The organism is Methylobacterium nigriterrae, assembly GCF_037106235.1.
Taxonomy (GTDB): Bacteria; Pseudomonadota; Alphaproteobacteria; order Rhizobiales; family Beijerinckiaceae; genus Methylobacterium; species Methylobacterium nigriterrae.
The window spans coordinates 22,766-42,189 of record NZ_JBAWTG010000045.1; the positions used below are offsets into that span (position 1 = coordinate 22,766).

Consider the following 19,424-nt stretch of genomic DNA (forward strand, 5'->3'; position numbering starts at 1 on the left):
TCCTTATCCCGGGACGGCATCGTGGGTCGGGAGGCTAGCGCCTCCCGTTTAACGTGGGCTTGCTCCTGGCGCGACCCCTCTCAACGCACTGCGGCCCTGTGAGCCCATTTGACTCGCCAGCCGAGCCGGTCGCGAGCAATTGCGCGTCCGGATCGCCTCGAATCCCTGGTGGCTTGGCCTTTCAGGACGGCAGACAGCTTTGACCGCCGCCCCTTCGACCTCCGGCAGCAGGGTCCTTCTCATGCGTGGAGGAGGCCGTGATCCCTGAACAGGAAGTCATCGGCCGTGAGGCTGCTGAGAGCGATGCCCTTCAGCAGGATCGTGTCAGTCGCACTCAGGCTGAGCAGCGTGTCGCTGCCCGAGGCCGTCATGTGGCTCTGCAGGCTGGCAAAGTCCGCCACCTCGGAGGCATCCAGCCACAGCACGTCGTGCCCCGCCGCGGAGCCCGCATGGAAGCCGCTGATCACGTCCTTGCCAAAGCCTGCCGCGAACACGAGCGTGTCCCCGCCCGCGCTCTTGAAGAGGTCGACCACGCCCGCGGTCGAGACCAGCGTCTGGCCCGACAGGTAGGCGCTCTGGCTGTGGCTGCCGTCCAGGTTGGTCAGGTCGACCTTGGCCAGCGTGCCTCCGGCCGTGTAGCCCGAGGCCTGCGTGGTGTAGCTCTGGCCGGTGATGCCGTAGGTGGTGCTCACCCGCGCCCCGTCAGAGGCGTAGAGCGACTGGTAGTGCAGCGTGCCGTCGCTGAGCTTCTGGTCGTACTCGGTCACCTTGCCAGCCGCATCATAGCTCGTGTGGGCGCTGGCGAAGGCCGGGTTGCCGAGGGCGAACTGGGTGACCTCCTTGCTGTGGTCGGCGTGCAGCAGCGTGTCGGTGGTGAGCACGCCGCCCGTTGCAAACAGCTTGGTGTCGGTCGAGCCATCTGAGCCGTAGAGCACCTGGTAGTGCAGCGCGCCGTCGGCGGTCTTCTGGTCGTACTCGGTGACCTTGCCGGCAGCGTCGTAGCTCGTGTGGGCCACAGCAAAGGCCGGGTTGCCGAGGGCGAACTGGAGCACCTCCTTGGTCTTGTCGGCGTGCACCAGGGTCTCGGTCGTGACGGTCACGCCGTCGGCGGCAAAGACCTTGCTGTCGCTGGAGCCATCGCCCGCATAGAGCGTCTGCAGATGCAGCGCGCCGTCAGCCGCCTTCTGCCCGTACTCCGTCTGCTGGCCGCTGGCGTTGTAAGCCGCGTAGGTCGAGGCGTAGCTCTGACCGGTGATGCCGTAGGTGGTGCTCACCCGCGAGCCGTCGCTGGCGTACACCGACTGGTAGTGCAGCGAGCCGTCCGCGTTCCGCTGGTCGTACTCAGTGGTGTGACCTGATGCGTCGTAGGCCGTGTGCGCGCTGGTATAGGCCTGGCCCGTGATGTTGGACTGGTAGATATCCTTGGTCTGGTCCGCGTGGACCTGGGTCTCGGTGGTGAGCTTGCCGCCGCTGAAGGCGAAGGTGTCGGTGGAGCCGTCGAGGAAGGTGGTCTTGACGGAGGCGAGCTGTCCGCCAGCGTCGTAGCGCGCCACCGTGGTCGAGCCGTCCGAGCCAGTCTGCGTCACGCTGGTGTTGGGCGTGCCCTGGCTCGCGATGCTCGACGGCACCTGCCCAGCGCTCGTCTGCGTGTTGCTGTAGAAGGTGAAGTCGAGCGTTGCGGTCGGGTCACCCGAATTGTAGGTGCCGCCGGACGCGTTGGCGACCGCCACGTTCTCGATCGTGTACGTGAAGGTGTCGTGCACCCCTGACGGAATCGGGCCGAGTGCCGTTTTCGTGTAGGTGTACGAGCCATCCGAGTTAAGCGTCAGGTATCCGTAGGTCCCGTTGACGACCCCGCCCGGGATCTGCGTCGTACCATCCGATCCTGTAACTGTTCTGACCACAGAGGTGTCGCCGTCCGGGTCCGTATCATTGGCCAGCACGCCGTGCGCAGCGTCCCGGGTGAGGGAAGCCCCGGCGACCACGGCTTGATCGTCGTGGGCCGTCGGGACCCGGTCGATCGAGACGGTTACGGAGCCCGTCGCCAAGCCTCCGCGCCCGTCGCTGACCGTGTAGTCGAAGACGTCGACGGGATGCTGACCGACAGGCGCTTGGCTCAGGTCACCGGGGCTGTAGAAAATCGCGGCGCCATACCCCGCGATATTCAAGTCGCCATACTGACCATGGGCGGTCGTGGCCTGTGCGGCTGAGTCTGGCGCGCCATGGGGCTTGATCGAGACCAGCGTCAGGCCGTCACCGTCCGGATCGGAGCCACTCAGCGTCGAGATCATGCCCGAGGAAGGACCCATCGAGCCGGCAGGAACCGAGAGGCTGACGGGCGAGGCGATGGGGGCGTGATTGACGGTCGACTGGAAGCGGATGGTGATGCCGCCGTGACCGTCATCGGCCGTCACGAGTGAGAAGTTGGGGTCAACCCCCTGCTGGCTAGTGGTTGGGGAGAACGCCGCCGCGATGTCGAAGCTCGCCCCAGTGCTCGTGGTGACGTGGAGGGCGTCGCCGTTGAGCGTCGCGGTCGTGACGCCAGCGAGGTCGACTGTGGTGCCCACGCCATGCACCGCGAGCTGCCCATGGAAAGCCGTCGAGGACTTCAGGTCCAGCGTGCTCGAGTTGAACACGTCGATCCGGCTCGTGACGTTGGCGCCGTCGTCAAGAATGAGCGTGGAGTTGAAGTCGCGCAGGAAGACGCTGCCCAGACTGAGGGCGCCTTTCACTTCGAGAGTAGCATTGGCTTCGACCACCGCCGTGCCCGTTCCTCCGAGGCTGCCGTCGATCAGAAGCTGACCGCTGGCGACGTCAACCTGGCTGTTGTTGTGAACGTCACCGTGAATGACGGCCGGAGTCGTCGCGGGTGTGCTCGAGGCCCAGTCAGCCCTGGTCACAAGCCCCGCGCCGTTGAGCGTGAGGCCGGACGCAGCGTTCAGGAATGCCCCCTCGGTCAGCGTGACGCCGGCCACGTGGGACGTCGTGCCGTCGAGGGTCAACGCTCCCACCGCTGTCAGCGCGTTGCCCGAGCCGATGCTGAGTGATCCCGCAAAGCTCGCGCCCTCGGTATCGAGACTCGCCTTCCCGACCGCGACCGAAACCGCTGAGGTGACGGAGGAGGCCTGCCCAAGCCGCAGCGTCCCGCCTTCATACAGCTCGACCCTCGCGTTGCTCGAGCCGTTCAGGTCGAGCGTTGCCCCGGGCGACACCCTGATGAAGCCGGAGCCGGTGACCGCGCCATTGACGGTCAGATGGCTGTCGGACCCGGCTATCACCGCGCCGTTGTTCGTGATCGTCGCTTTGACGGTGCTATCACCCGCGCCGCCAGAGGAGTTGAGAACCGAATAGGTATCGAGCTTGATCGTGCCCGCGTTGAGCGCCGCGCCGTGATCGACGACGATGCTCGCGCTCCCAAATCCGCCGGGCTGGCTGGTCAGCGTGAGGCCGTTGGTCACATTGAGGGTGCCGTGGACCGCGACGAGGGCACCTAGGCCGGCCGAGGCGTCCTCCGTCACGCTGGCAGCCGTCTGCGTGCCGGTCACGTTGACGAAGGAGACCGCCGAGGACGTCGGAGTGATGAGGACATCATCGGTTGCGCTCGGTGCGAGGCCGCTCGCCCACTTCGTGGCGTCGCTCCAGTCACCAACCTGACCCGGCGCCCAGGTCCCGACCCCCTCCACGAAGCGCAGGAGCGTCCCCCCGTGACCGTCGCTCGCGACGACGGGGGCGGTGCGGGCCGCGAGCGCGTACTTCGTCGGATCGAAGGAGCCCGGCACACCACTCCCGGTTGGAAAGTAGTAGGCGTTCAGGTCGAGCGTCTGACCGTTCGTCTCGACGAGGTGCACCGTGCCGCCGCTGACCGACACCGACGACGTCTGGATACCCGTGAGGTCGAGCGTCGAGCCCTTGAAGAAGTCGAGACTGCCGCCGAAGCTTCCGCCTTCGAGGTTGAGGGTCGATACGCCGTAGCCCACGCTGACGGCGCTCGTCACCGCGGACGCTTTGCCCAGGTTCAGCGTCCCGCCATTGAGGTAGATCAGCCCACTGCTTGCACCGTTGAGGTCGAGGGCAGCTCCGGCGTCGAGACCGCCGATGTAGCCCGTCCCGGTCACGGCGCCGTTGATCACGAGGTGGCTGTTGGGATCAAGAATGATGTAGCCGTTGTTCTGAATGGCGGCATTGATCGTGCCGGATCCGCCGTCAATGCGGATGGTGGGATCGAGCTTTATCCCACCGGCGACGGAGAGGGTCGCGCCATCGGAGATATCCAGTGTCCCGCTCGTCGCTGCATTCTGGTCCGTGACGGCGCTCTTGAGAGTCAGCGCTCCAGACAGATTAACGGTGCCGCCCACGGAGATAGCGCCGTAGGCTTGTGAGAAGTCGGCGGTCAGCGAACCCGCCGACACGTTCCCGATGTTGACGAATGACTTGTTCGGGCCTGAGACCAGGGCGTCATCCTGCGCGCCCGGCACGGCGCCTCCGATCCAGTTGCTCGCGTCCGTCCAAGAGCCCGAATTGCCGGATTTCCAATTGACAGTGGTCTTGGTGATGACGGGCACCCCTCCATCGACAGTCGTCGTCTTGTCGGAAAACTGCAGTAATTGGACGTGGGTCAGCGTGTCGGTGCCGTCGGGCGAACCGGCGCGCAGGTCCGTCACCGTGTAGGTGTCCGCTCCGGTCTTGACGACCTGGTAGTCGGACGCGTTCCCAGAATAACCAGCGGTGACATCCCCACCGCTGCCGCCGCCAGTGATCGTGTCGTTGCCACCATTGCCGATCACCAGCGCCGGCCCGGGACCGCCGTTCAAGCCGATGCTGTCGGCCGACGAGCTGCCGACGCCAAGGAATTGAGCGTAATCCTCGCCAATCAGATTCAGGGGAGTCGAGGACACCTCGCTCGTTTTGGCAAGCATTGCCGTCCGGAAGGCCTGCCAATCTGCTACGCTGGTGATGCTGCTGGGCAGACCCGTGAGGCCTGTGAAGGCGCCGATCGCCAGGTACACGTTGGTGCCGCCCCCATTCGGGGCTAGCTGCGACGGGTCATACTGGGCGACGCTGCCCGTCTTGGCATCAACGTTGTAGCCGCCGAGCACGATGGTCTTGGCGGGCGTGTCCGAAACCGTAGCCATAATTCCCCCCTCTTGGCGTGCGGCTCGGTCGGACCAACGATGGTCGGGCGCGCTGCCAGAGATTCAGGCATGCGTCATCCTCCAATCTGCCGACCGTTAGCGCATAATGAAATAACGTGGATGCGGGCCCACCGGCCCGACCAAGATGCGTCACGCGCGCCGCGAGGTATGAGCTTCCGCAAGAAAGCCCCTCGGTCGGCCACGCACGCCATGGTCAACTTGAATGACTGCCCCCCGATTCTCCCCAACACGCCCGCTGACTTATCGAATCGCTCGAAATAGCGGCCGACCCGGAAACGATGACTGAATAAGGAGGGATACGCACCCCCGGATCCGGTGCATCATCCATTTAGACGATGACATACCAGATTTTCAACACTTATCGCCGACCAAGGCTGGCATGTTAAGCAGTTTTCAACGGGTTACTGCCTCGCGGGCCACTTGGTGTGCCCATGTGGCAACACCATCTGAAAGGCAAGCTGCTCGTGGCGGCCACTGCGACCCGCTCAGGGTTGGAGGCCTTCCTAGCGGACCTCTCTCGGCTGTCGACTGGTTCACCCGGACCGCGCCGAGTCAAACTCAGCCTGACGGCTCTGGGCAGCCGGCGACGGCCACGGCACGCCGCCGAAGCGCCTCTTACGGAGTGCCTAGTCTGGCCAAGATTGCCTCGCGCTGTTCTACGAAAGCTTTTGACGCCGGCAGAAGCACAACAGCTTGGTCGATGTAGTGCAAAGCCTGTTTGAGCAGGCCCCGCCGGAATAGAAGCAGCGACAGCATCGCGACCATATGGGGATGCGACGGCGAGAGCGCGACGGCAGTGGCCGCATGATAGACAGCGCGATTGAGATCTCCGCGGGCCTCACAGATCCTGGAAGCTCTCATGTGGAACTCCGGGTCGATGGGCTTGAGGCTGAGGGCCCTCTCGATCGCCGACAGCGCCCACTGCAAATGACGCCGCTTCAAACAATGACCAGCCAAGTTGAAGAAATAGGGAGGGTAGTCACTCCTGTACTCCCTCGCCCTGCGCAGGGCAGCGGAGGCAACTTCACCAGACAGGGCGGCCGAGACGACCTCCTTCAGAGCCCCGGTAGAACTGAGATAGTAGCCGACCGGGTGCCCCGCGTACCGCACCGGCACACCCGACAGAATGCATTGCGGGATAACCCTCCTGAATTCATTGAAGTGCAGAAGATCATTATCCGCGGGGTCATAGAAGATGATATATCGGCACTCCGGGCGGACAAAGCGCTCGCTGAGGGTATGCATTTGGCCAATCGCGTCCGCTTGTGCTGACCACCGTCTCTCCCACTCGGCGGTGATGTCGAACTGCGGCGAGAAAGCCACGGCGGCATCTGCCTCGAAGCATGAGCCGAAATTGAGCGCAGCGTAGCCGCCCATGCTGCTCCCGTAGGTTGCGCGCCAACGATACGGCTCGCTGCGTTCGCTGATGAACTCCCTGATTCGGTTGAGCGCCTCAGGCGGAAAGGATTGATACCAGTCATCCACGCAGGATTTGACGGCGATTACATCAAACCCTTTTTCGACTGCGAACTTCCCCCCGAACCCGGGCCCGTCCAGCTCTCGGTTATTGGCTTCGGTAAAGGAGATCAGCAGCCGCGGGGAAGAGTGTCCCGCCGCGAAAAACTCGATCCTCAGAGTTTCTGCGGAGAAGATGAGCTGACCTGCTTCATGCATGATCGACACCGCGGCGCTGGAGGGTACTTGGGGCAGAACGCTGTCGGGTTGCGCCGACTGGCGCTCTCATGCGGCTTTCAGTTGGTGGTCTGCATGAGGTCGAGCGTCCGGCGGCAGATCTCGAGCCAGCACTCATGTGAGACGTCGCCGGCCCTCTCGTAGGGCGCGAAGCGGTCAATCGAGCCTTGAAGCCAATTTTCTGAGACCCGCCGCACCGATCCCGGCTCGCGCCCGTCCACATCGACAACCAGCAGGACGTTCGCCGGATTGTAAGAGGCAATGGCGGTGGACAGTGCTGCAGCAGCCGGCTCAGTCACGCCGGCATTCCGCTTATAGACAAATATCCTTCCAGCGCAGTCGAGATGCTGTATGAGACGGTCCCGGAGCATCTCCAGCTTCCGCGCCTCGTCGGCGTGGATCGCCGCGCGCTCGTCTGAACCGGCCACGAATTCACGCCGCCCATCGACCATGTGGGAGACTATCTTCGAATTAAACTGCAGGCCATATCGCCGGTCGACGACCATGGTGTCCCACGCGGGCGCGAGATTGGCGAGCTCATACAGATCAGCGAATTTTTTGTGGAGTGCGGCGGCAAGCTCGTCCGGTTGAACAATAGCCCACCGTAAGAGCCCGGACTGCTCAAGGCCGTAATGCCGCTGCACGAACCCGAACTCACAATTATCGCCTAAGCTCTCGAATCGGCTCAGCACCTCCGCCGGCTCTGTCATGCTCGCCCCCTTGCGCGGAAACCCTTAGCATGGCTGTATCGATGCTGAGAACGTGTCCGGCGGTTACGCACAAAGCTGTTGCCGCGAGGCCACTAAGCCGCAAGGGTTGTTCGAGGCTCAGGAGGAGCTCGGACGAGGCGGCGGCAGCTCTCCTACCATCCCCGCTCGCCCACTCTGCGCAGGCCCGGTATCGACACATCAAACACTAAAATGACTTGACCCAACCGGAGGTGAACATGCGCTTCGGCGGCCCCGCGCGCTGCCTCGCGCGTGGCGGAGCCGCAGTTTATGTTAGTCAGCGAGGTAGCTGTACACTGATATCGCGCGGGCTATCCCCCATAAGTCAGCATCGAAGCGGCGCGTAAAAAATGTAAGATCCTCCGCTTCAGCAATCGGACGCGCAAATTGCTCAACCACGTGGAGTTGCGGCCGGCTTCGATAATCATGAATTCCTATCACTGCATCGTCTTTTAGGTGCAATAATGCCTGCAGAAAGCACGCGACTCTGAACCGGCCGTCGACAAGACATAGATCGAAGGCTTTAGTCTCGGGCGCAATTATTGCCTGCGGGTATGAGGGGAAGCGCTCTCGATATTCGTTAGAAACAGGGTGCCCCCACTCCCTCGTAGGGCCAATATCAACGTGCAACAATTGCCGCGCGTAAATTGACTGAGGCATCTGTTCAGACACAGCCTCAATCCAAGCCTTATCACTATCAACCGCTATAACCGGCCCCCTTACAACCTCCGCTGCCAGTTTGGTGCTACCTCCGACCCCGAATTCGAAATATGATCTTGCATTAGCAAGAAACGACTTGAATAAAGACAATTCCTTCTCACTCATCCGGATATCCATCATCTCCCCCTTGATCTCTCTGCGCAGCCTGTACAGGTCCATACAATAGGCTGGATGTTGTTCAATGCCAAGCCGGGCCGAAGGGCCACCCTGTGCCGTTAGAAGCGTCCAGCAATGCTACTGTCTGGCGGTGGAACGTTGTTGCGATGGAGTGCTTTGGCCAATCGAGGAGTAGGCGTGGCGCTTTAATGGCATCCGCCGCCGCGTCTCCCGCCGGCGGGCCTGCTGATGGTCGCCATCCATCCGAATGTCCGCACCACGCCCATTGTTCGTGCCGAGATCGCCCGCTCGCACTTTCGAAGGAGACTTCTGAAGGTGCGAAGCTCGCGGCCGCCGTGCTGACTGTTGTTGCCTACGTAGATTAAAACCTCGACTCGGACAAGGGCGGTGTGGCAACACAGCGCCTGTTTCGGCTGGCCTCTGTTCTGCACCCGTAAAGGCAATCATTTCTTCGAATCCAGCACTCTTTCATAGCCTCTACAGCAGAACCTCAGACCGACACCAGGGCAGAACCGATAATAAGCGCTACTCGATTCTCATATGCCACAGCACTGGACTAAAATTACATTAAAGTTGAGAAGCCTTAATCTTCGTTGATGCGTTTATGCACTTTTGCCAAAATGCCGGCGGTCAATATTTATTTCGTCTTAGGACTTTCGATGTAGCATCAATGATTGCGTTTCCATCGCTGACGCTAGGGTTAAGTGTCGAACCGCCTTCATCATGTTCGTCCCAGGAATAAATGAGGCCAGTTTGTGCCAGCGCGCTGTGCCTGTGCGTATCGATCCAAGCAAGCATACGAGAAATGTGCTCGGCGATCTGTTCTGGCGTTCCCGCCGTGTAGAAATCGCAAGTTTTGCAGGGAGCAGCACTGGTCGGCGACGATGCCTCCCAAGGAACGGGCCGCGATACTCTCGGCCTGCGGTCCCACCCGGTCATGGCTGTCGGAACGACCGATTGTCCGGTTGCCGCCTGTTTGTTCCAATAAGTCTCTACCGTCTTCGCCAGGTCGGCGTAGGAGCCGCCTGTGCCCTGGCTCGTGTAGCGTCCGACGGCATCAGCTCCGGCCAAGGCAACTGTGCCCGAGGCAAGCCCGGTCATTAGAACGATATAGGGCGGAGGTGACGCCAGCGCTTGCAAACGCACCCCGACATTTGTAATCGGCGCCAGAAGCTCAGCGGGTGGCGTGTGATCATCCATCAGGTAAAGAATTGGGCGTCCGCCTAGGACTTTTTGGTAGTTATCCGACCGAAATAGTTGCACATATTGGTCAATGTGCTTACCTATTTCAGACGAAAAAGACCGGTAAGAAAAAAAAATAAAGCACCATTTGACAAGGTTTGCATGTTTGCTGGATTGGTGCAGCTTCCAAGCATTTACAGGACTTTCTAAACCGTACCACCCGTATGCCCAGTAATCGATACCTGCGGATTGCGCCAACGAGATTTCGTAGTCGAGTCGGCTTTGCGTCGCACAAGGGCTAGTATCAACCGTTGCATCTTTCGTCACTGTCGCGCAGTTAGGCGCCCGGCCAACAAAGCTATGCTGACTGAGGGATTCTTCGACAGCTGTCCGCGTTCGAGTTCTGGATAGATTGTACCATGGATCCCAACGGATTGCTCCAATCTTTTGTGCCCCCCTGCCGACTCCGGCCTCGGCGAACATCGGCTTCAGCCCAACGCCACAGAAGGGGGCCTTCAGAAGAGTTCTGCGCATGAGTGTCAACGCGAACTTCCCTTTTGATGTGCGCTCGGCGAGATGCCAGGCGACCCGCGGACGTAGAAAACTCCGCGACAGATTTTCATGGCTATGGTGACTCCGACGGTAGCGAATAGCATCCGCCGCCGTTCAGAGATCGCTGACAGTGCGGGCCGCCGAGCTGCGCAACACCGCCTTCAGCCCATCGGCGAATTGGCCCAGACCGACCTTCCCCTCAATCCGGCTTGACCGCGCCCTTGACCGGATGCCTACGGCACAACTCTACACGTACCCACCCGTCCCGGGCACGATCTTTGGCGAGCAGCGGCATCGAGCCGGGGCAGAAAAGGCACATGCTAGCCGAACAAAGCCAATAGAATCGAGACCTGCTAACGCGCTTGCCCCCCCAAAACGTCCTCACAAATTTCAGAGAAATTCTCTAAAACGCTTTGAAATAGGCCCTTCTCTCTCGGCGAGAAGAACACTGGCCGCCGTTCCGAGCTTAAACGAAACGTGCCCTGTGTCAGAGGCGCGTCGAGCGCCCCCTCCAGTTCCGGCAGTGTAGCGAGATAACTGATTTCCGACACGTAAAGTTTTATGTTGTCACTCTGGCCGCTTGTATCCAGACCGATGACATCGTCTATCGTGGAGCCAGCGGCTAGGTAGCCGCGCGCCACAAGCTTGTTCAGATTTGCCCGGATCCTCTGCTTGGGCGACAGTTGAGCATAATGGAACAGGAAATAACCAGGCATTGGATCCGCCTCTACTCCCTGGGATCCAGCTATCTGGCAGTTATGATTAATGTTCCACCGCACAGGCGCAGCAGCGCTGATAATCGGCTTTCCCCAAGCAACACCATTGCGAAACGTCGACGCATCGTCCCCCAGGATGAAACGGTCGCGGTACCCCGGATAATTATACAGCCAAACAGCCGGTATGAATGCTCCTCGGCTCTCGGGCAGATGTTCGCGAACAGCCTCCCCGTCTAAAAAATTCTCTCCATCGAAGAATCCGAGAAATTCGTCGGTATCTAGAAAGGTGTAAAACCGACATGATGCCGCAAGCGCATTGTATAACCCTGGAAAATGGCTCACATCGTGGACGTAGTTGTGAAACCCCTCGAACGACACGACTAGCAGCTGGTCGCTATAGGCTGCATAAACATCTATAACAGAACTATCAGTCGAATTGTTATCAAAGACAATAAGGTTCTCAATTCCCACAATCTTGCGATGATGCTCGATCCATTCGCGAAGAAAAAAGGCATCGTCCTTCGTCTTGAGGAGAATTTTCAACTCGCTCGGGTTAGCCCTTATCGAAGCACAGATATCCGCCTCGTGTTCAGACCAGGAAACCATTGGCTTCATTTGGAGAGCTCCGAAACCGATTGCGCAACCGCATTTCGGAACACCTCCTCGTAGAGGTCGCCAAGACGCTTCATGCTGAACCGCTCGTTCGCTCGCCCAGCATTGTGGCACATTTTTGTATAAACGCCCGCACCCGTAACGATCTCCCGGACGTGGTCTACCATTCCCTCTCTGATCGACGCGGTCCCAGACGTGACTGAAACCAGCGTGCCAGGCCGTGCGTCCGGCTCGCTGCCCATGATGTCAGGAATCTCGCCGATATCCGTCGTCACTACTGGTATACCCGCGCTGAAGCATTCAAGCAGGAATAGCGGGAAAGTCTCGCCAGCATAAACACTGGGGAATATCCCGAGGTCAAAACATCGGAGTAAACGACTGGGCCTATCGACATGCCCAAGGAACGTCAGCTCCGGATCGTGGCCGTATTCCGCCTTCAGGTCTGGAAGCGCGGCGCCATCCCCGATTAGCACAAGGTGGAACTTCTTGCCTGCGTGCCCATTGAGTTCCTTTGTCACCTCGATCGCAGTGCGCCACCCCTTCTCTTGTATGGCGCGCGAACAGATGACCATAACGAACGTGTCGGCCGCGATGCCGTGCTGCACCCGGAATGCGGCTCTGTCCTTCCACTCCTCCGCCTGCAAGGGAACGGCATTGAAGCTGCGCCGGAACCCCGAGCGGTTCACACCCTTGTCGACCAGAACCTTTTTGTTTTTCTCGGCCAAGGATAGCCAGAGGCTCACAGTCCTATTGAGAAAGCCTACAAACCCTGGCTCAAGGATGTCAGCGACCGTCTCATAGCCTCCGTGGAGAGACGCGATATAGGGAATGTCGACGGATACATGACTCAGATAAAGGTGGTAGTCGATGCTAACGTTGTGAGAGTTGATTACCTGTATCCCGTAATCGCTCAGAAACTCTGAAAATTCGGGTAGAACTTCCTCGGCATAAACCACAGGTATATCAGGCCGCAAACGATGCCGAAGACTCTTCCCGTCTCCTTGGTCGATTTTTTCTTTAACGAAGTAGGTAACGTGGTGCCCACGCGCTTTTAGTTCGTTCGCCAATTCGAGCGGAAGCACTTCACCTCCGCCGATACCAAAGCTGTGCGCAGCGACACAGATTCGTAGCGGTAATCGCGCGGAGTCAGCATCTGATGGCAGGAGCCGAACGCCCAAGTGCTGCAACGAGTTTCCAGGAAAGTGCTTGGAGAGTTCCCTGATATGGCGCTGCTTCGCTTCTGCACTGACATCGTAGAGCCGCGAAATATCTTCGAGGATCATCCGGTGCTCGTTCAGGTGCCGGTCTCCGAAAAAAGAGTCACGTGAAGCACTCGACTCCCTGACGCGAAAATACGATTTCGCTAGGCGCGAGAATGCGATCGTTCCCCCCCTGACGACAAGAGCGTAAAAATACCAGTCGCCGGCGAACCGGTACTCGAACAGGCGTTCCATCTCTTGCTTCGTTAGGTGAGGCTTTCGAAACACAAGACCGGAAGCATTTGGAATCACGTTCTTTACAGCAAAGTCATACGAGAACGCTTTTGCTGCGGGAACGAGCGTCGAGTTCCCAGTAGAAAAATCTTTTAGGCCGTCGTAATAACCGAACAGATCATCCCTCGGGTGCCCATGCTCGCCGATGCATGTGATCTGGCCGAACGACGCCATCACGTCGTCCCGCTCGAAGGCGGGCACAACGTGACGCAGGAATTCGGGATGCGCACTGTCGTCGGTCTCAGCGATCCAGATAAGATCATTCTGCGCGATCGATAGACCTTTGGCCCATTGCTTGAAAACACATCCAGAATTGCCCTCGTTTACGACAATCTTGTACGATATCCCCGATGCGCGAAGCAGTTTTTCTGCAAGTTCAACGCTGTTGTCGCTGGAGCAGTCGTCGAGAAAAATAATTTCATTGGGTCTAACCGCCTGATCGACAACCGTTCGAATTCTTTCCTCCAGAAAGCGCGCGTGGTTGTAGTTGGGCAGAATGACGGAAACTTTTTGCGTCCCGACTTGATCAGTCGGCGCAGGCAGGCGCAGTCGCTTCTGTCCCGATCCTGCATTCAGGGCGCGCGCCGTCGCGTTCAGGTATGCGCCGCCAAAATGGATATCCGGCTCAAGATAAGCGCCCTCGGCCCATTCATTCCAGGCATTAATGGCCACAATCGGCGTGCCGAAAACCGGCTTCTCCATTGCGCGCTCGATTAGGGCGCGCAACCACGCTTCGTACTTCGCAGGAGAGGAGTTCTCAAGCGTTAATCCACGGTTCGGGCGGCGGGAGTCGTTATCCCAACTCGGCACGATAGTCTTAATAAGGGGAAAGTCCGTGTCTACCTCGTTGAGTGACGCTTTGGCGAAGTCGTCATAGGCAATGACTCGACCGGTGAACTCGTGTGAATAGGCGTCAGGGGTAGGTCGGCCTGGTAGCTTGTCGGATAATTTGTGCGGCGGAAACTCGATTGCGCCGTCAAGGCCGTAGAGCGATGGGTCCCGTTCGCCGAATGTCTGAGCCATAAAAATGAGCGGATAAACTGAGAATTGTTCCGCGAGCGTCCGCCGCCACCGCTGAATCGTTGCCGACGCGTCGGGTACGTTCCTAGGATTGTAGATCACAAACAGCGGCCGGCCGTCTACGCGGACATATCTCCGGTCGGAAAAGTGACGCGCCAAATCGCTCAGAAGCGCAAGTTCATCTTGCTCATCGTAGGTTTGCTTAAGGAGAACTTGCGACTCAGCTCCATCCCATGTTCTTGTCCAATTTTCGTTCGCCCAAATTAACATGAAAGGCATATCAATGCTTGAAGAGAGCAGAATTTCAAGTGGCTTTTCCAGCACCCTCTTGCGATCAAACCAGTAATAGTAATAAGCAAAGGCACTGACTCCGGCCGCCTTAGCAGTATTGGCCTGGATTTCCAGGCTTTTGTGGTCCGTCAAGTTGTAAAAACCGAAATCTCGCGGAATTCTGGGCTGATAATGCCCAGGAAAGCGGGGTAGCCCGCGCGGAAGCTGCCGCCACTCGGTGAATCCCTGCCCCCAAAACAGATCGTTTTCCGGAATTGCGTGAAATTGCGGAAGGTAAAATGCAATGAGCAACGGCCGAGTCTCGGCGTCGCTCTGAATTCGGTCTCCCAGTATGTGCGGGTCGAACTCCTCAAAATCTTCGCTCTGCGCAGTGTACTTTGCGTGCTCTCTAAACAGGCTTTCGAGCGATCCACGGGAGCGTGGCACCAGGTCAGCGTCGGTCGGCGCAGGCAGTGTTTTGCTGCCTTGCAGGCCGTGGCCAATGGCGGCGAGGACCCGCAGTGTCGGCGGCGTTTCGCCGATGACGGGTTCCGTGAAGGAGACCTTGAAACCGTACAGCCCAGTACCTTTCCCGTACTCGAGGAGGTCTGGCCTCATCTCGTTTGCAGTCGCACGGCCGATGACGCGGTCGTCGAGAACTGCTTCGATCTGGACGACCGCATTTGGAGCAACTGGCATCCACGCCCAACCGGTTGCGTCCCACCGGGTTATAAGATCCACCCCTCCTTCGATCTCTGGCAGCGACGCTCCAGACATTCCCGCATCGGCCGATGGCCGCGAGGACGTCTCTGTCGGCCGGCTATCGACGAATTCTGTAGCTCCGGGAAGGATCGTCGGCCCTTCAGGCCCGAGAACGCGCAGGTTTGGTGACTTGTCACCATAAATCGGAGCATTGAACGAAAGGAGGAAGCCATAGTTTCCATGGCCTTTTCCGTGCTCAGCCAGATCGGGCCGGCTTTGATTGGCACGAGCGCGTCCTACGACCCTGCCGTCCAGGACAGCCTCAATCTCGACTGTATCGTCCGGTCGTGCAGGTTGCCAGGCCCATCCGCTTGCGACCGAACGGGTGAGGCTGTCGACGTGCCCTTCGACACTCAGCCCAAATGCCGCCGGTTCCTCCCGTTGTTGGGCATCTCCGTGTTCCCCAACGGGGGGCGGGTTCCAGTCGGTCTCCGGCGCAAATTTGTAGAATCCAGGCAGTTCTACGCTTCCTTGCGGGCCGCGGACGCGGATGGCTGGGGATATTTCTGCTGTAAGCACATGATCGAAGACGAGGGTGAAGCCGTAGTTACCCGTTCCACGTCCCGATTGAAGCAGATCGATGCGCGGCTCAGAAGCCGTTGCACGTCCGATAACGCGGTCGCCGAGCAAAGCTTCAACTTCGGCAGCAGCTTCTGGCCTGTTCGGAATCCAAGCCCAGCCCACGGCGCCGCGGCGAGTGAGGCTGTCGACATGGCCGTCCACAGTGTTCCAAGTTGCAGAGGTAAGAAATTTGGCTGCGTCAGCGCCGACAATCCGAATGGTCGGCAGCGCTCCATTACGCAGTCGCCCCTCGAAGGAGAGGAAGAACCCATATAATCCCGTACCTTTTCCTAGCTCCAGGAGGTCGGAACGGAATTCACTTGCAGTAGTCCTGCCGATAGTTTCACCGTCTAATAGCGCCTCTACTTCAAGTGAGATCTCGGGTGCGGAGCTAATCCACGCCCAACCTGAAGCACCCCATGGAGTTAAGCTGTCAAGGTGCCCCTCTATCTGCATACTTGGAACTCCCGAATTCGGATCTGTCCGTGCCGCGTCCGCCGCGTCGACCCCCTGCGCGTGTTTTCCGAGCGTGTTGGTTTGATCCGACATTTCTGCCCCGCGAAATTCACCGATTTCTGCCTTCGCCTATCGGTAATTAAAATTCATGTGCGCCGGACAAGTGGATGCCCTGAGAGCCCGCAGGCGGTCTTTCTTGGTTTTGGCAAGCGAGCTTCGACGCTTCTGTTCAGCGACAGCCACGTTCTACGGCAGACGGCCGCGCTCCTTTTCTTCGTGCAACTTGTTTGCCGGTCTGGATCCTCTGCCGACGCCGACATACTCAAAACCGTGTGCTGCTACGTTGCTAGCAGAGTATATGTTCCGGAGATCAATGATGCGCGGCGTCGTCATCAGAGGGAGAAGCTGCTGGAGATCGAGCGCTCTGTAGGCGTTCCATTCGGTGACCAAGACGAGTGCGTCGGCACCTTCTGCGCACATGTAAGGATCGTTAACGTAGACGACGTCGGGCATAATCTCTTTCGCATGTCCCATCCCTTCGGGGTCATGGGCGGTTACCTTCGCACCGGCATCGAGAAGGCCGGTGATGATAGCTTGGGAAGGCGCTTCGCGCATGTCGTCGGTATTAGGTTTGAAGGTCAGCCCAAGAACTGCAATCATTTTCCCCCGGACTGAACCGCCGCATGCGTTAATCACTTTCCGCGCCATGGCGCGTTTACGTTGATCGTTGGCAGCTACGACGGCTTCGACGATGCGCACCGGACTTCCAGCGTCCTGCGCAGTCTTGACGAGGGCGAGCGTATCTTTCGGGAAGCAGGAGCCTCCATAGCCTGGACCGGCATGCAGGAATTTTGAGCCGATGCGATTGTCCAGCCCTATACCGCGGGCGACTTCTTGCACATCCGCGCCGACTTGCTCGCAAAGGTCTGCGATTTCGTTGATAAAAGTTATCTTAGTAGCCAGGAAGGCGTTTGCTGCATATTTGGTAAGCTCCGCCGTTCTGCGGCCAGTGACGATAATCGGAGCCTGGTTTAGGAAGAGCGGACGATAAATTTCTCGGAGTACGGCTTCGGCACGCTCGTCCTCCGCACCGAGAAGGATGCGGTCTGGCCTCTTAAAGTCTTCGATAGCCGCGCCTTCACGTAGAAACTCAGGGTTAGAGGCAACGGATACGTCTGCGCTTGGTCGGACATCGCGGATAATGCGGTTGACCTCGTCGCCCGTACCGACCGGCACAGTCGATTTGGTAACCACGACCGTGAACCCCTCCAGGGCCTCAGCAATCTCGCGCGCGGCGGCGAAAACGAATGAGAGATCGGCGAAACCGTCGCCGCGTCGGGAAGGCGTTCCGACGGCGATGAAAACGGCTTCTGCCTCTGCGACTGCAGGCCTGATGTCGGTGGAAAAGCGCAGGCGGCCCTGGCGCGCGTTCTCATTCACCAAAGCGTCGAGGCCGGGCTCATAGATCGGCATAATGCCCGCTTTGAGTGCCTCGATCTTTGCTGCATCTTTGTCGATACAAATTACATGGTGACCGAAGTCAGCGAAACAGGCGCCCGATACAAGCCCGACGTAGCCGGAGCCAATCATCGCGATTTTCAAGATCTCAATCCTTAAACTGCGAGTACTTTGACTCGGCGGCTAATTTCAGCAGGTTCTGCCCGTAGGCGGTCTTGGCGAAGCACTCGCCCGCCGCCACGAGCTGGTCGCGGGTGATGAAGCCTTGCAGGTAGGCGATCTCCTCCAGGCAGGCCACCTGCAGTCCCTGCCGGTTCTGGATCGTCCGGACGAACTCGGAGGCCTCCAGGAGACTGTCATGCGTGCCGGTGTCGAGCCAGGCGTAGCCGCGGCCCATCCGCTCCACGTGCAGCTGCCCGCGCTCCAGATAGGCCTGGTTGACGCTCGTGATCTCGAGCTCGCCCCGGGCGGAGGGGGTCACGCTCGCGGCGATATCGAGCACGCGGTTGTCGTAGAAATAGAGGCCTGTCACCGCCCAGGTCGAATCGGGCTCCCTCGGCTTCTCGACAATCCGCGTCGGCCGCCCTCCGGCATCGAGGCTCACCACGCCGTAAGCCTGCGGGTTCTCGACATGGTAGGCGAAGATGGTGGCCCCTTCCTCGTGGGCCTTGGCGTTGGCCAACAGCTCCGTCATGCCGGCGCCGAAGAACAGGTTGTCGCCGAGGATCAGTGCAACGGAATCGTCGCCCACGAAGTCGCGCCCGATCAGGAAGGCCTGGGCAAGACCTTCCGGCCGCGGCTGCACCGCGTAGGCGAAGCGCACCCCGAACTGCTCGCCGGTGCCGAACAGGCGGCGGTAATTGTCGAGGTGCTCGGGGCTTGAGATGATCAGGATGTCCCGGATGCCGGCGAGCATCAGCACCGACACCGGATAGTAGATCATCGGCTTGTCGTAGACCGGCAGCAGCTGCTTGTTGATCGACAGCGTGGCCGGATGCAGCCGCGTGCCGGAGCCGCCGGCCAGAACGATGCCCTTCATGTCAGACTCCTGCGCGCTCGGCCGGCCCGACGAGCCGGTCGAGAATGTCGTCGAGCGCGCTCTCCCACGGCCGCGGCGCGATGCCATAAGCGGCCGTGAGGCTGTCGGTGGACAGGCGCGAGTTGGCCGGCCGTCGTGCCGGTGTCGGATAGGCGGCGGTCGGGATGCCCTTTACCGGCACGCCGCGACCGCCGCGCCGGGCCGCGCCGGCCAAGATCGCCTCGGCGAAGCCGCACCACGTCGTCGCGCCCGCATTCACGCAATGGAACGTGCCGGTCGGCGCGGCCTCGTCCGCGGCCAAGCGCCGGGCGATAACCGCCAGCGCGGTGGCGAGATCGGCGGCCGAGGTCGGGCTGCCGTGCTGGTCGTTGACGACGGTCAGGGCGTCGCGCTCACCCGCCAGCCGCAGCATCGTCTTGACGAAGTTGCCCCGGTGCGGGCTCACCACCCAGGCGGTGCGCACTATGGCGTGGCGCGGGTTGCCGGTTCGCACCGCCAGCTCGCCGGCGGCCTTGCTGGCCCCATAGACGCTCTGCGGGTCGATGGGTTCATCGGGCGCGTAGGCCTCGCCCGGCTTCGTGCCGGAAAAGACGTAGTCCGTCGACACGTGCACGAGGGGGATCTTCTTCTGCGCTGTGGCGGCCGCGAGGATCGCCGGGGCCAGCGCGTTGAGCCGCCACGCCGCGACCACGTCGGATTCGGCCTTGTCGACCGCCGTGTAGGCGGCGGTGTTGATCACCGCCCGGTAGTCGCGCCCCGCCAGCATCTCCGCGACGGCATCTGCGTCGGTAATATCGAGCTCCGCGCGGGTCGGCGCGTGCACCCGGATATCCGCGTCCCAGGCGATGGCCTGCAACTCGGTGCCGACCTGGCCCGCCCCTCCGAGGATCAGG

General features: G+C 60.1%; 10 protein-coding genes. All 10 read right to left on the reverse strand.

Features of this window, described 5'->3' with window-relative positions:
* Positions 1–239 precede the first annotated feature (239 nt).
* On the reverse strand, positions 240–5,132 hold the full coding sequence (locus WDW90_RS20965; RefSeq protein ID WP_336489405.1) for a beta strand repeat-containing protein: 4,893 nt from the start codon (positions 5,130–5,132) through the stop codon (positions 240–242).
* 636 nt (positions 5,133–5,768) lie between these two features.
* A complete protein-coding gene (locus WDW90_RS20970) occupies positions 5,769–6,827 on the reverse strand; it encodes a YqiA/YcfP family alpha/beta fold hydrolase (RefSeq protein WP_336489406.1) in 1,059 nt (352 codons plus the stop codon).
* A 77-nt stretch (positions 6,828–6,904) separates the two neighbouring features.
* Positions 6,905–7,555, reverse strand: coding sequence for a hypothetical protein (locus WDW90_RS20975; RefSeq protein WP_336489407.1), 651 nt, complete (start codon positions 7,553–7,555; stop codon positions 6,905–6,907).
* A gap of 291 nt (positions 7,556–7,846) precedes the next feature.
* A complete protein-coding gene (locus WDW90_RS20980) occupies positions 7,847–8,398 on the reverse strand; it encodes a hypothetical protein (RefSeq protein WP_336489408.1) in 552 nt (183 codons plus the stop codon).
* Between the two features lie 642 nt (positions 8,399–9,040).
* The gene (locus WDW90_RS20985) at positions 9,041–9,850 is read right to left on the reverse strand and encodes a glycoside hydrolase family 71/99 protein (protein WP_336489409.1); all 810 of its coding nucleotides are present in this window, start codon (positions 9,848–9,850) and stop codon (positions 9,041–9,043) included.
* Positions 9,851–10,497: 647 nt separating this feature from the next.
* Positions 10,498–11,475, reverse strand: a complete 978-nt coding sequence (locus WDW90_RS20990) for a glycosyltransferase family protein (RefSeq protein WP_336489410.1) — start codon at positions 11,473–11,475, stop codon at positions 10,498–10,500.
* A complete protein-coding gene (locus WDW90_RS20995; RefSeq protein ID WP_336489411.1) occupies positions 11,472–16,127 on the reverse strand; it encodes a glycoside hydrolase family 99-like domain-containing protein in 4,656 nt (1,551 codons plus the stop codon). The genes WDW90_RS20990 and WDW90_RS20995 overlap by 4 nt, the downstream gene beginning before the upstream one ends.
* Before the next feature lie 153 nt (positions 16,128–16,280).
* Positions 16,281–17,636: a UDP-glucose dehydrogenase family protein gene (locus tag WDW90_RS21000; protein ID WP_336489412.1), complete on the reverse strand. Its 1,356-nt coding sequence runs from the start codon at positions 17,634–17,636 to the stop codon at positions 16,281–16,283.
* Between the two features lie 4 nt (positions 17,637–17,640).
* A complete protein-coding gene (gene rfbA, locus WDW90_RS21005) occupies positions 17,641–18,531 on the reverse strand; it encodes a glucose-1-phosphate thymidylyltransferase RfbA (RefSeq protein ID WP_336489413.1) in 891 nt (296 codons plus the stop codon).
* A gap of 1 nt (position 18,532) precedes the next feature.
* Positions 18,533–19,423 carry a dTDP-4-dehydrorhamnose reductase gene (gene rfbD / locus WDW90_RS21010; protein ID WP_336489414.1) on the reverse strand — a complete coding sequence of 297 codons (891 nt, stop codon included), beginning with the start codon at positions 19,421–19,423 and terminating at the stop codon, positions 18,533–18,535.
* Position 19,424: the final 1 nt, after the last annotated feature.

What these genes read in the sequence shown, in the direction of transcription:
- WDW90_RS20965 (WP_336489405.1), bottom strand. Translation starts at nt 5,132, where the DNA reads ATGGCTACGGTTTCGGACACGCCCGCCAAGACCATCGTGCTCGGCGGC.
- WDW90_RS20970 (WP_336489406.1), bottom strand. Translation starts at nt 6,827, where the DNA reads ATGCATGAAGCAGGTCAGCTCATCTTCTCCGCAGAAACTCTGAGGATC.
- WDW90_RS20975 (WP_336489407.1), bottom strand. Translation starts at nt 7,555, where the DNA reads ATGACAGAGCCGGCGGAGGTGCTGAGCCGATTCGAGAGCTTAGGCGAT.
- WDW90_RS20980 (WP_336489408.1), bottom strand. Translation starts at nt 8,398, where the DNA reads ATGAGTGAGAAGGAATTGTCTTTATTCAAGTCGTTTCTTGCTAATGCA.
- WDW90_RS20990 (WP_336489410.1), bottom strand. Translation starts at nt 11,475, where the DNA reads ATGAAGCCAATGGTTTCCTGGTCTGAACACGAGGCGGATATCTGTGCT.
- WDW90_RS20995 (WP_336489411.1), bottom strand. Translation starts at nt 16,127, where the DNA reads ATGTCGGATCAAACCAACACGCTCGGAAAACACGCGCAGGGGGTCGAC.
- rfbA (WP_336489413.1), bottom strand. Translation starts at nt 18,531, where the DNA reads ATGAAGGGCATCGTTCTGGCCGGCGGCTCCGGCACGCGGCTGCATCCG.